Below are 12,465 nucleotides of genomic sequence, written 5' to 3' on the forward strand. Positions count from 1 at the left end.
ACTATACCCCGCAAGGGTTAGTCATAAAACACTGGGACTCGATCAAAGGGTGGTTCTCTGGGCTATGGGACGGGGTTAAGGGGGTGTTTGTCGGCGCATGGGACGGAATCAAAGGGTTTTTCGCCGAACTGAATCCGGTAGAGTGGCTTTCCGACATGTGGAACGGTATTTCGGAGTTCTTTTCCGGTCTTTGGCAACGCTTCCACCAAGGGGGCCGACAGATCATCCAAGGGCTGATCGACGGGATCACCGGGATGGCCACAAAAGCAATCGAAGGAATCAAGAACATCAGTCGGAAGATCGCCAACGGCTTCAAGTCGTTTTTCGGCATCCATTCGCCCTCCAAGCTGTTCGCCGAATACGGGGCCAATATTACAGCCGGTCTGACTGTCGGCATCGACGGCGGAACCGGAAAGGTGGAACGCTCGACATCTCGGATGGCCGAGCGCGCCAACCGCGGATTCAGCCGGAATATCGACGAGGGGGGGAGCCGGATCGGCCAGGTGAACCGAGCATTGGCCTCCGAAAATCGAGCAGCCACGGTGCCGGTATCACAGATTGCCAACACCGTCGGCGGTACTTCGATCACTTATGCCCCACAAATCACCGTTGAGGCCGGTGCCGCGGGAACTGTCGAACCGGATTTGCGCAAATTACTGAAAGAACATGAGCGGGATATACTGGAAATGATCGAACGCGCCGCGGCCAACCGCGCCCGGCTTTCATTCGCATAGAGAGGAGATGTTAGCGCAGCTTGGTAACCACATATTCGAAGGGTTGAAATCGCCCGGATCGTGGTCGGAAAACGGCGGCGTCCGCTATGGGCGTATTGCGTTGGTAAATGGGAAAGACGCTCTGCAATTCACCGGCGAAGAGTTGGGCGAAATCCGGCTTTCGTTGCTCTTTTCGGTCGACTTCTGCGATCCGGTCGTCGAAGTCGAGGCCTTGCGGCAGTCGATGGTGTCGGCAGAGGTCCTGCCGTTCATCATGGGCGACGGTACGGTGGTCGGAAAGTATGTCATAACCTCGGTAGACCTAACTCCGCAACGGTATTCGCCGACTGGGGTACTGGAGGTGGCGAGCGTTTCGGTCGATTTGCTGGAACATACCGGGGGCGACGCTCCGGCGGCAAAAGGCATGGCGGTCAAGCCGGATCGTTCGGCAGCCCGGATAACGCCCCCGCCACCGGTGCAACCTCCGGCCACACCGGTTCCTACCGCCGCAGACAGCATTGCGGCGGACATAAGCAAAGGTCGGGCCGCGGTAAATCGAATGAAAGAGACGGTGCGAAAGGTCAAGCAAGGTACGACGAAATTCAAACGCGGGGTCCGGGATGTCCGCCGCCTGGCCGACGAGGTGAAACAGGTGTATCAAACGGCCAAAACGAAGGTCGAGAACACGAAAAAGATCATTCAACGTGCCCAGCAACTGCCGACCTCGCTGGAAGGGGCGATCCAGTATGCCGAGAATTTGGCCAAGCTGGACAACGTTGCTGACATGTCGGTCTTGGAGATGAATGTCGATACGCTGGCCGCATCGGCTGAAAAAGTGGGTATTTCGGCCACGTCGGTCGTGGCCTTTTCGGCGACCAAGGAGGGCGGGAATTGATGGAAAGTTTCAACTACACGACTGTTGAGGGGGACCGTATCGACCGGTTGTCCGCCAAGTTTTACGGCTCCAACGCCGGAATAGCGATCCTTGCCGACGCCAATCCGGCTGTGCCGCTCGATGCTGTTTTCCCGATGGGAACGGTGTTGGTGGTTCCCATCGTGCAAAATATGGACATAGAAACGAACGATAATTTGCCGCCGTGGAAACAATCGGTAAAATAGCTGTTGAAATTACGATTGCCGGGAAGAACATCACCGGTGACGTAAGTCCTTACCTCGCCAAGATCACGTACACGGACCGGGTGGAGGATGAGAGCGACGACATTTCGCTGACGTTTGAGGACACGGCGGCCCGGTGGCAAAAAGCGTGGTATCCACAGCAGGGCGACAGCCTGGAGGTCCGGTTGGGTGTTGCGGGAAATACGTTGGACTGCGGTCTATTCGAGATCGACCAAATCGAGTTTGAATTTCCGCCCGATGCGCTCCATGTAAAAGCACTCGGTGCGGCGATCTCGAAAAGCCTGCGGACCAAGAACAGCAAAGCTTTTGAAAAGCAGTCGTTGAAAAAGATCGCTCAGTACTTCGCCGACAAACACGGTTTGAAATTGACCGGAAACATGGGCGATCTGGCCAAGATTCAGATCGAGCGTAAGACCCAGGACCGAGAGACGGATATTTCGTTCCTGGCAAAGCTGGCCAAGGAATACGGGCTAATTTTCTCGGTGCGCGGGCAGCAGCTGGTGTTTATGACGGTCGACGAACTGGAGAAGAAACCGGCGGTTATGACGATTGGCAAAGACCGAATGAGCAAAGCCCGGTTTCAGGACAAAACGTCGCAGGTCTACGCGGCGGCTACGGTGGCCACGCGCGACGTGAGGTCAAACACGGTCAAGAAGTGGCAGATCAAACCGTCCGGCGATCCGGCCAAGAAAGATACGTTGATTGTCGGCGGGCGGGTCGAAAACGACGGGCAAGCCCAGGCAAAAGCAAAAGGGGCCTTGAAAGCGAAAAACAAAGACAAGACGACCGGAACGATCACCCTGCCGGGAGATTGTCGGCTGGTTGCCGGTGTGAATGTCGAGTTGACGGGCGTGGGGGAATTTTCGGGGAAATGGCACATCGCGCAAAGCACCCACACCATAGATCCGGCCAGCGGATACACAACGGATATTTCGGTCAGAAAAATAGTTCAATCGTAGGATGTTGAGACTTGGGATCATTTCGGAGTTAGGCGAGGGCGAGCACCTGGGGTTTGCGCGGGTGTCGTTCGACGACAGCGAAATCGTGTCGGGATGGCTGTCGCTGCCGTCGTCCAACAGCCGGACGGTCAAACAGTGGATACCGGTCGAGGTCAATTCGCAGGTGGCCTGCCTGATGGACGACTTTTGCGAGCAAGGTTGCATTGTGGCCGTTCTGTGGAGCGCAACGGACACTCCGCCCGATTGGGCGACGCCCGACACGCTGGGCGTCCGCTTCGGCGACGGGACCGAAATATACTACGATGCCGGATCGCACGCCCTGACGGTCAATGCCCCGGATGCGGAATTGAATTTCCGGTGCAAGAAATTGACCGTTGAGGGCGATGTGGCGATAACCGGCGATACGGAAATAAAAGGAGACACAGAGATAAAGGGCGATACGGAAATAAAGGGCGACACCAGTATTGCCGGAAATACCTCCGTTGACGGCGATGTGTCGGCCAGCGGAGAGGTAACCGCCGGTCCGTTGAAACTGGCTTTGACCACCCACAAGCACACGACCCCGGCAGGACCTTCCGGGCCACCCATACCCTAACCGAAAGATGACAGGAACAACCGGCGACACCCGCAACTGGCAAGTCTGCATAAGCGATCCGACGGCCCGAGTCGAAGGGGCGGAGGATATTGCCCAGTGCATTTATATCATCCTGAATACCATTCCGGGCAGTGATCCGCTGCGGCCTGCATTCGGCAGCGGTATTTATCGCTATATCGACGCTCCGACGAACAAGGTAGAGCCTCGGTTGGTCTACGAAGCGATTACCGCCATCGAACGGTGGGAACCGCGCGTCACCGTGACCCGTTGCCGATTGGTCGGGAATGGTCCGGCAGGGCGAAGCTTGCAGATCGAGGCGACGGCCATTGCTTCGGCGGCACAAATGACGATTAGCGTAAAAATTTAACCATGAACAAAATCCCCGTATTTGTCGAACGCGATCCGGATGTGATTATGGCCGAATGCAAGGCCAAATTACAGGAGTTGTTGGGGCGTGAATTGCAACCGGCCCAGGTCGAACAACTGATGCTCCAATTCATCGTTTACCGCGAAGTGCTTTTGACCAACCGGTTCAATGCGGGGATGGCTCAGATGCTCTATCAATTCAGCCGCGCCCCGATCTTGGATTATATCGCCGGACTGGTCGCCGTCGAACGCCTGCCAGCAGCGTATGCCGGCTGTACGGTGCGTTTCGATTTGGTCGATGGGCACGGTGCAGTGTTGATACCCGAAGGGACACGGGTGGCAACGGACGACAATGTGATTTTCCGGACCGTGGACGATGTAGCGATACCGGATCATGTCCATGCGGTCGAAGTCAAGGCGTTGGCGGATACCGCCGGGAAGGGCGCAAACGGGTATGCGCCGGGAACTGTCGCTAAGATCCTCGATCCGCTGGCCTTTGTTTCGACTGCCGCCAACCTCGACACGACCGGCGGGGGATCGGATGTCGAAACCGACGAACAGTTGAGGGAGCGGATCAAGCTGGCCCCGTCGCAATATTCGTCGGCGGGTTCCCGGTCGAGCTATAAGTTTTACGCCACTTCGGCCAATCCGTTGATAACGGATGTGTCTATCACCTCTCCGACGCCCGGAACGGTGGTCATCGTCCCGCTGACCGAAAACGACGACACGCCCGAACAGATTATTACGGACGTATACGCGGCATGCAGTCCGGAAGATGTTCGACCGTTGACCGATACAGTCATCGTCGCGGCTCCGACCCGAATGGAATATGCCATACAGGTAGATGTCACCTTGTACGACAATGCCGATGCGACCGGTACGCAAGCGGACATTACAGCCGCTTTGCGGGACTATGCCGCCGAGAAACGCCGCAAGTTGGGACAAGACATCATCCGGTCGCATATTGCTCAAATATGCCGGATCGGGGCAGTGTATGATGTGGCAGTTACCGAGCCTGCCGAAAATATAGTCGTTACCGACGCGGCATTTGCCACCTGTACGGAAATCGCTGTCAACATAACCGGGTTCAATCGTGGATAACAAACATGTCATAGCAAGCGGCATATCCGACAATGAATTGGCACGGGCTTTCTCGGAGCTGGTGGCCGACCGGTGGGACAACTGGGACCTGGCTCCATTTATGGCCTATTTGGTCGACATCTGTACGCCGGAGGCACTGCCATACCTGGCCGAACAGTTCAATGTGGACGGTTTGCAGGGGTTCGCCATGGCAGAAAACGAGCAACAGCAGCGCGACATCATCAAAAGATCCATAGCCCTGCACAAATATCTCGGAACGCCTTGGGCCATCCGGGAGGCATGCCGCACCGTCGGCTTTCCGGTCATTGTGATCGAAGAAGGAGTTATGGCCACACCGGGCGGTCCGGCCAGCCCCGACGACTGGGCCCAGTTCCGGGTGTTGGTCGAGGGAAGCATGTCGCGCCGTATCACGGCTGACGATGCCCGCAAATTGCGGTTGTTCGTCGAGTTCTACAAAAACGAACGGTCGCACCTTGTGTCGCTCGGATTCTTCCAAAGATTGGCGGATGAAATGTTTCGGTCAACGGTTGAGGAGCGGGACGAATTGGATTTAATAACCTTGGCAGTCTGTCCGAATCCCGTCATTCTGAACAAGAGCGGTACAGTTGTGCGAGCCGAAATAACAGCTTCTGTTCCGTGGACTATCGAACAAACCCGATACGAATGGTCGGATGGCACAGGGGACGCCGTTACCCTGGAATTTACCGGCCATGCCGGCACTACCGAATTACTCGTTACATCGGATCCGAACAGAACCGCAAAGCGAGAAATGACCACCGAAATAAAAGCGGCTACAGGTCGGTTGCTGGGTACGCTCCGGATACAGCAGCTGTTGAATTGGAATGCCTATAGTTCAGCTTATGGGTATGCTTATAACACGTTAAAAGATAGACAGTCATGACAAAAGAAGAGTTGAAGAAACTGTCGGATGATACATTTTTCGACAATGACACGGGAGAGATTCAACCGGAGTCGCATCGGAATTTCAATAATCATTTGATCGACCACACGGAAACGGTTACCGAGGCCGCCCGGCGTTCGGCTAAGGAGTACACCGACGCGCGCGAGGTAGCGATCCTCGCCACGGTCGATACGAAAGACGAGACGATGTTGCGCACCGCCAAGGAGTACGCCGACCGGATCGTGGCGGCCCTGGCAGGAAGCGCGCCCGAAACGCTCGACACGCTTCAGGAGCTGGCGGCCGCCTTGGGCGACGATCCGAACTTCTCGGCGACGGTGATGCAGATGATCGGAGAGCGGGTTACCACCGAGACGCTGGCTGAGGCGTTGGCGGGGAAATTCGGAATAATCGGGAATGGTGTCAATGCCAACGAACTGGAGCAAGGTTCGGGATATTCTTACAGCGGAAACACCCCTACAAACGGCACTGTTGCATCATTCAGTGGATTGGGTGTAATTTACGGAGTCTTGCAGCTCTTTTGTGACAACCAAGAATCAAACAATGCAAGGTTCTGGATTCGTAACAACAATCAACAAGGATTTACCCCTTGGCGCGAACTCTACCACTCCGGGAACTTCGATGCAGCAAATGCAATGCAGTGGCTCGGTCGCGGAACGTTGTTGAATAACTGGAGGGCAGGGCATGGATTCACACAGGGCGACACGCCGGTCGAAGGTCACAGCTCGTCGTTTTTAAGTTTTGGGATGTCCGGCTACGAGGTTGAGATCTGTTTGGGAGGTTACAGTTCGTGGCTAAATGGTTGGAATCGAATCTTCTTCCGCTCACGAAATGCAGATGACGGCAGTGTATCAGACTGGAGAGAGTTCTACCACTCCGGCAACCTGAAGCCCACGTATTACGCCCAGATCGATCCCAATGGAAATGTTACCGGACAGGTAGGAGGTTGGATACAGTCGGTTGCATGGAAAAGCGATGGGTACGGGATGCAATGCTATATTTTGCCCAAAATGGCTGTAAATATAGCCACCGCGCACATAACGAAAGTGCGAGCTGGTGGGAATACTTTCAAAGGGCGTGCGCCAGTCGTGTGCGACGAACTGTTAGACGGCTGTATTATTGTAGCCACGCCTGGTGATAGTGGCGCTTCGGAAACATCTTATTTCAACATCTCTATACAAGGGGCGTAACGTATGGAAATGAACGAAATGATTGTTGAGGTAATCAATCTCGAGGGTTTGATGCGCACGTTTATCGTCATCTTTATTTTGTGGGTCATGGTGCTGATCGCGGTCTTTTGCGACATGTGGACCGGACTCAAAAAGGCCAAAGCCTTGCATGAAAAGGTAGACAGCCAAGGTATGCGACGGACGTTCTCCAAAGCGTCGGACTACTACAGCGTCATGTTTATGCTGTTGTTGCTCGACGTGATCGGAAATGTGTTTCCCTGGTATGCTTTCCCTTATATCTCCATTCTGGGAATCGTCGGGGTAATCTATATCGAGCTGAAAAGCATGTTCGAGAACCTGAAAGCGAAACGGTCCGCCGCTGCCAATATCCCCGATGCCATCCGGCAGATCGTCCAGTGTAAAGATGCCGGCAAAGCAGCCGAAATTCTGCAAACGCTCAAAGGGATTGCAGATGATACCGGATCGGTGCAAAGTCCGATCCCGACCGATTTTCGAGAATAAACAACACAAATTATGGCAGATTACAAACTATTGGTGCCGTTTATCCGGAAGTGGGAAGGCGGCTTTGTAAACGACCCCTACGACAAAGGCGGGGCCACGAACGCAGGGGTAACGATTGCCACCTATCGGGCCTATCGCAAACAGAAAGGGTATGCGACGACATCGGTGGACGACCTGAAACGTATGACGTCGGTGGAGTGGCAAGAGATATTCAAAACGCTGTACTGGGATCGGTGGCGGGCGGATGGCATCCGGTCGCAATCCGTGGCAAATATCTTGGTCGATTGGGTGTGGGCATCCGGCGTGTGGGGAATTAAGATTCCCCAGCGACTGTTGGGCGTTGCCGTCGATGGCGTGGTCGGGCCGGTAACGCTGGAGGCATTGAACGCAAAAGACCCGCACAAAGTATTTGATGCGATCATGGCGGCACGCGTGCAATTCATCGACGATATATGCCGCCGCACTCCCACAAACGAGCGATTCCGGCGCGGATGGATGAACAGATTGAACGATATACGCTTTGAAGAATGAAAAACAAAGACGATATGCGCCGCGCCCGTGGCGTGCTTACCCTTCGAGCCTATGATAGGGCCGGCGTCGAATTGTGGCATGACACTGGGAATAACCACATCGTCGCCACGGGGTACGCCGCGGCGGCTGAAGCCCTGGCCGGTGTTCCCGGGGCACGAATTGCGCGGGTAGGGGCCGGGACATCGGGAAATGAACCGACAGACCACGATACCACGATTTCGGACGCGGTATTGGTCGATATTCAGAGCGTCGAATATCCGGCCCCGGCAACGGTTCGTTTCAACTTCACGTTCGGTTATGCCGATGCCGTCGGTATGGCGATCCGGGAGTTCGGTCTATACACCTCCGACGGACGATTGTTTTCCCGAAAAGTTCGGGAACCGATAGAAAAGACACCATACATGTCCTTGGTCGGCACATGGGATATTCATTTCTAACTGTCCGAGTATGAAAAATTTGATAACAGTTTTACTCGTTGCGGCAGTGATCGCATGCTGGTTCCTTTGGAGCCGTCGGCCGGACTCCCCCATAGAATCGGAACCCGCGCGGACAGATACGGTAGTTGTCCGCGATACGATCCGGGAGCCGATCCCGGTGCCGGTGGTGCGCACGGTTGTTCGTTATGATACGGTGCTGGTGGCTCTTCCTGCAGTGGATTCGTTGCCGGAGGATTCGGCGGCCGTCGTCCTGCCGATCGAACGCAAGACGTACGAGACGGAGGACTACAAGGCGGTGGTCGAGGGCTACAAACCGAGCCTGGTAGAGATGGAGATTTATCGACAATCGACCATTGTTACAAATACGGTCGTGCAACGGAAACGACCGCGGTGGGCTCTGACGGTCGGGCCGGGCGTCGGTTATGGCCCCCGTGGAGTACAGCCGTATGTCGGTGTCTCGTTCGGGTTTGTCTTGTGGAGCAAATAACAACAGCAGACTAATTGTAAGACCTCGAAACGAGGTCTTTTTTTTGCACGAAGTTTGCATAAAAGTAGAAAAATAATACACTTTTATTTTGCAAACAATAGAAATATATCTATCTTTGTAGTGTCAAACCACTACAACATGAAGTACAACGAACTACACAGATTGATCCGTCAGCGAGGTTGGCGGCAGATCAGCAGAAAACTACGGGGCAAAGGCAGCCACGTTATCTACGAAAAAGACGGGCGAACCTATCCGGTACCAGACCACGGAAGCGCCGAAATCGGGAAAGGGCTGGAAATGAAAATTAAACGGGAGATGGGGCTGTAACAAGCCCCACCCTTCCACACTAAATAAAACAGAGATGAAAACGATCGAAGCGAAAATAGAACGGGCTACGGATGGAACCTTCTCGGTGTATTGTTTGGAGGAGATGTTTTCCGGGGTCGGGGATACGATCGAGGAGGCCAAAGAAGACATGCAGGCTCAAATAGAGTTCTACGTGGAGCATTGTAAAGAGGAGGGAAAAGCATATCCGAATTGGCTGGATGAAGATTATCGGATCGAATACCAACTGGACGTGCCGAGCATTCTGCAATACTACGAGGGGGTGATTACGCCGGCTGCTTTGGGTCGATTATCGGGAATCAATCCGAAGCAGATTTGGAGTTATGCGCACGGGAAATCGAAACCCCGGCCGGCACAGTTGGAGAAAATACAGACGGGATTACGCAAGCTGGCTGCGGAACTTTCTGCCATTTCGTTGCTGTAGTGGTTTGACGATTATTACGCAATGAATGGCAGGACCGTTCTTCCTCTTCTATGAGAAAGGGCGGTCCTTTTTCTATAATTACTAAACTTTGATGAAATATTGTTTTTGCTTCGACCCGTTGGCTCCGTTTGAATGAAACAACCCTTGCATCATAAATCCAACAAGACCAATCACGGAGACGGTAGTGCCACCAACCAAAGTGGTTAAAATAGTGTCAGATAAAGTAAAGCATTGCCCTAAAAATCCTTTAATAAAGAGCATAGAAAACATTATCACCGCCCAAAAACACATAAAAACAAACACGCACCCTGCATATCTATTGCGTAATTTTCGATAGTGCTTGAGGTCTTCTATTAGTTGTTGCAAATATTCATCCCGATCGGAGGAAAGTTCCCGAGATTCATCTTCTATCATAGAGGTGTCCCTCCTTGTTTCCGAAGATGTTGCTTCTTTTTGTTCCTCGCTCGCCGAATCTGCAATAATTTCCTTGATTTTACTTAGATTCTTCGTCATCAGGATCGTCGGCTTTTTTTATCTTCCTTTTATAATATGCCTCAATGAGCGAGTCTGGAATAACTGCATAACGTCCGCAATGCCCACCATTCCAAATTGTAGACCAAGGTGTCCCTGCTTGGTGGATGATATTAGACATAGTTATACCATCAAAGTTTTTATAACTATCCCATACAGCATCTACTACAGCCTTTTCTTCTTTAGTCAAGTTGGGATAGATTACCTCATCTTTGGGGAAATCTCCGGTTCCCAATGCTAAAGATAGGGCATATTTGGCTTGATCTTTCAATATAGGAAAGCGTATATTTCCTGATCCGTAAATCTTGAGAGAATGATACAACGAAGGGATAACGGTTCCGAAACGCCATGCTTGTATCGGCTCATTCAAAAGTGGTTGTGAGTGGAATCCCAAATACCAGGCATGGGAAAAGTAGACCAATTTGATTGCCTGCATGGGGGTGAGGGGAATGCCCTCTTGTTGCGCTTTCTCAAAGAGGTAATTAAACACCTCTTTGGATTTTAGCGTTTCGTCAAATTTCATAATTGGGTCCTCCTTTTCCGTGTATTTGCTCCTTCTCTCAAAGATACAAACGCAACAGGAGCCTTTAAATTATGGTGAAATGTGTTACAAAGATATTGAATATTTTGTTGCAGATGCAACACCCAAAGTTCATGCCATTATTATTTTTCCAGCAACTTCACCAGGTCGCGTTTCATCTCTTCGTCGATTTCCCGGTAGCGGGCGAAAGCCCGCGAACCGTCCACGTGGCCGGACAAAGCCCCTACCAGATTCGGGTCCTTGACCTGTTTATACAGATTCCCTACAAAACAACGCCGCGCCAGGTGGGAAGAGGCTATTGCATTTAATGGCCGTATTTCCTGTTCGCGGGTGGTCGGATTGATAACTACCACCGGGCGACATAGGCCCGCAGCAAGGAAAATACGTTTGATGGCTTTGTTATATTGCTGTTGTGCCATGAACGGAAACAACGGGCCGCCATTGGACGGATATTTGTTCAGGATCTCAGATGCAACCGCATTGAGAGGGACACGCACGGTTACGGGGCGTCCCTCTTTCGTTTTCCGTGGGATATACTCAATCGCGTCGTTTATGACGTTATTTCGGGTCATTTGGTATAAGTCCCCCACCCGGCAGCCGATAAGGCACTGAAAGACGAAAATATCCCGTTGAATGGCCAGTTGAGGATGTCGCGACAGATTGGTTCGGTATAATTTATTTCGCTCCTCGATGGTGATGTAATAGGGGGTTCCGTAGACGCTTTCGGCAATCACATAGTTGCGAAACGGGTTGTTCCCGGTCTTTCCGACCTTATTGGCCCAAATAAAGAACGTGCGAATCTTAATTAAGATGCCGTTTATTGTGTTTTGGCCTCGCGGTTGAGGTATCCTGCTTTCCGGTACCGCCTCGTAGATGTCGGGGTGTTGATCGGCATATCGGTATTCGTTGCGTAAAAAATCCTCGAAATCGGACAACAAGGCCGGGGTGATCGCATCCATCGACAGGACAAAGGCCGGACCTTGTTTTTTGCGGGTGTACAGTTCATAGCGTTGCAAAGCGCGAATCACTACATGGAAAGCTCGTTGCCGCCACTGGGAGTATTTATGCACCCGCAAAAATTCGGCAAAGGCGTCGAAAAAGGTTTGTTTGTCGCTGGCATCCGCATATTTTTCGGGATGCAGTCGCCGATCGATTTGTTCGTCCAGCCACCCGGATGTAAGCCCATCTTTGTTTGCCGTGGCGTCGTATATCTCCAAAATGAGATTCTTCCGATCCGCAACACTCCGGTTGATTTCGATCCGTCTGGAGCTGTCGAAAACTACCTTGGCTTTCACCTCCTGTCGGGCATCATCCCACACGGCGGGCGGGACTTCGATTTCGCTGGAATGAAACAGTTGAACACCCCGCCCTGCACTCAGTCGAAACCGGATATTGACGGTTGTCGCTTTTCGGGTGGAGGTGCGGATAAAGGCTTTTACAGTAGCCATGGCAAGATAAATTTCGGTTATGCAAATATACATTTCTCGCACAACATCTGCACAACATATTGCAATATTCAGCAACAAAATGAAATTTACATCACCTCCAAGAAAAATTTATAAAGCACTTAATTACAGCGTATTTGTATATAATTTGCCACGTAAACCGAAAATCGAATATTGCAATATTCAATTCTTGTCCTGGGCACCACACGAAAAGAAAAAAGATCGCTGATAATCAGCGATCTT

At 52.4% G+C, this 12,465-nt stretch carries 18 protein-coding genes; 15 read left to right on the top strand and 3 right to left on the bottom strand.

Going from position 1 to position 12,465, the window contains the following annotated elements; translation table 11 throughout:
- The 15 genes from QZ292_RS02630 to QZ292_RS02700 form a co-directional block, all read left to right on the top strand.
- Positions 1–734, top strand: a 734-nt coding sequence (locus QZ292_RS02630) for a hypothetical protein (protein WP_294597462.1), incomplete at its 5' end; no start/stop codon positions are given.
- 7 nt (positions 735–741) lie between these two features.
- Positions 742–1,608 (top strand): phage tail protein, encoded by an 867-nt coding sequence (locus tag QZ292_RS02635; RefSeq protein ID WP_294597464.1) that lies wholly within the window; start codon positions 742–744, stop codon positions 1,606–1,608.
- Positions 1,608–1,832 (top strand): tail protein X, encoded by a 225-nt coding sequence (locus tag QZ292_RS02640; protein ID WP_294597466.1) that lies wholly within the window; start codon positions 1,608–1,610, stop codon positions 1,830–1,832. Before QZ292_RS02635 ends, QZ292_RS02640 begins: the two co-directional genes overlap by 1 nt.
- The gene (locus tag QZ292_RS02645) at positions 1,811–2,809 is read left to right on the top strand and encodes a contractile injection system protein, VgrG/Pvc8 family (RefSeq protein WP_294597469.1); all 999 of its coding nucleotides are present in this window, start codon (positions 1,811–1,813) and stop codon (positions 2,807–2,809) included. The genes QZ292_RS02640 and QZ292_RS02645 overlap by 22 nt, the downstream gene beginning before the upstream one ends.
- A gap of 1 nt (position 2,810) precedes the next feature.
- On the top strand, positions 2,811–3,404 hold the full coding sequence (locus tag QZ292_RS02650; RefSeq protein ID WP_294597471.1) for a phage baseplate assembly protein V: 594 nt from the start codon (positions 2,811–2,813) through the stop codon (positions 3,402–3,404).
- Positions 3,405–3,411: 7 nt separating this feature from the next.
- Complete coding sequence (locus QZ292_RS02655; protein ID WP_294591765.1) at positions 3,412–3,771, top strand: GPW/gp25 family protein; 360 nt, start codon at positions 3,412–3,414, stop codon at positions 3,769–3,771.
- Positions 3,772–3,773: 2 nt separating this feature from the next.
- Positions 3,774–4,871, top strand: a complete 1,098-nt coding sequence (locus QZ292_RS02660) for a baseplate J/gp47 family protein (RefSeq protein ID WP_294597473.1) — start codon at positions 3,774–3,776, stop codon at positions 4,869–4,871.
- Entirely contained in the window at positions 4,864–5,772 is a 909-nt protein-coding gene (locus QZ292_RS02665; RefSeq protein ID WP_294597477.1) for a phage tail protein, read from the top strand. Before QZ292_RS02660 ends, QZ292_RS02665 begins: the two co-directional genes overlap by 8 nt.
- A complete protein-coding gene (locus QZ292_RS02670) occupies positions 5,769–6,980 on the top strand; it encodes a hypothetical protein (protein WP_294597480.1) in 1,212 nt (403 codons plus the stop codon). Before QZ292_RS02665 ends, QZ292_RS02670 begins: the two co-directional genes overlap by 4 nt.
- A gap of 9 nt (positions 6,981–6,989) precedes the next feature.
- A complete protein-coding gene (locus tag QZ292_RS02675; protein ID WP_294597482.1) occupies positions 6,990–7,481 on the top strand; it encodes a phage holin family protein in 492 nt (163 codons plus the stop codon).
- Between the two features lie 12 nt (positions 7,482–7,493).
- Positions 7,494–8,012, top strand: a complete 519-nt coding sequence (locus tag QZ292_RS02680; RefSeq protein ID WP_294597485.1) for a glycosyl hydrolase 108 family protein — start codon at positions 7,494–7,496, stop codon at positions 8,010–8,012.
- Entirely contained in the window at positions 8,009–8,449 is a 441-nt protein-coding gene (locus QZ292_RS02685) for a hypothetical protein (protein WP_294597488.1), read from the top strand. The genes QZ292_RS02680 and QZ292_RS02685 overlap by 4 nt, the downstream gene beginning before the upstream one ends.
- 19 nt (positions 8,450–8,468) lie before the next feature.
- Complete coding sequence (locus QZ292_RS02690; protein ID WP_294597490.1) at positions 8,469–8,936, top strand: DUF6808 domain-containing protein; 468 nt, start codon at positions 8,469–8,471, stop codon at positions 8,934–8,936.
- 138 nt (positions 8,937–9,074) lie between these two features.
- Positions 9,075–9,263 carry a type II toxin-antitoxin system HicA family toxin gene (locus tag QZ292_RS02695; protein WP_294597493.1) on the top strand — a complete coding sequence of 63 codons (189 nt, stop codon included), beginning with the start codon at positions 9,075–9,077 and terminating at the stop codon, positions 9,261–9,263.
- Positions 9,264–9,297: 34 nt separating this feature from the next.
- Positions 9,298–9,705 (top strand): type II toxin-antitoxin system HicB family antitoxin, encoded by a 408-nt coding sequence (locus QZ292_RS02700; RefSeq protein WP_294597496.1) that lies wholly within the window; start codon positions 9,298–9,300, stop codon positions 9,703–9,705.
- 81 nt (positions 9,706–9,786) lie between these two features.
- Here the strand turns inward: QZ292_RS02700 and QZ292_RS02705 are convergent, their stop codons facing one another.
- The 3 genes from QZ292_RS02705 to QZ292_RS02715 all read right to left on the bottom strand — a co-directional run bounded on the left by QZ292_RS02705 (position 9,787) and on the right by QZ292_RS02715 (position 12,225).
- Positions 9,787–10,218 carry a hypothetical protein gene (locus tag QZ292_RS02705; protein ID WP_294597499.1) on the bottom strand — a complete coding sequence of 144 codons (432 nt, stop codon included), beginning with the start codon at positions 10,216–10,218 and terminating at the stop codon, positions 9,787–9,789.
- Complete coding sequence (locus QZ292_RS02710) at positions 10,199–10,759, bottom strand: type II toxin-antitoxin system antitoxin SocA domain-containing protein (RefSeq protein WP_294597502.1); 561 nt, start codon at positions 10,757–10,759, stop codon at positions 10,199–10,201. The genes QZ292_RS02705 and QZ292_RS02710 overlap by 20 nt, the downstream gene beginning before the upstream one ends.
- Positions 10,760–10,899: 140 nt before the next feature.
- Complete coding sequence (locus tag QZ292_RS02715; RefSeq protein ID WP_294597505.1) at positions 10,900–12,225, bottom strand: site-specific integrase; 1,326 nt, start codon at positions 12,223–12,225, stop codon at positions 10,900–10,902.
- Positions 12,226–12,465 lie beyond the last annotated feature (240 nt).

The sequence above is a fragment of the uncultured Rikenella sp. genome, from assembly GCF_910577125.1.
Taxonomy (GTDB): domain Bacteria; phylum Bacteroidota; class Bacteroidia; order Bacteroidales; family Rikenellaceae; genus Rikenella.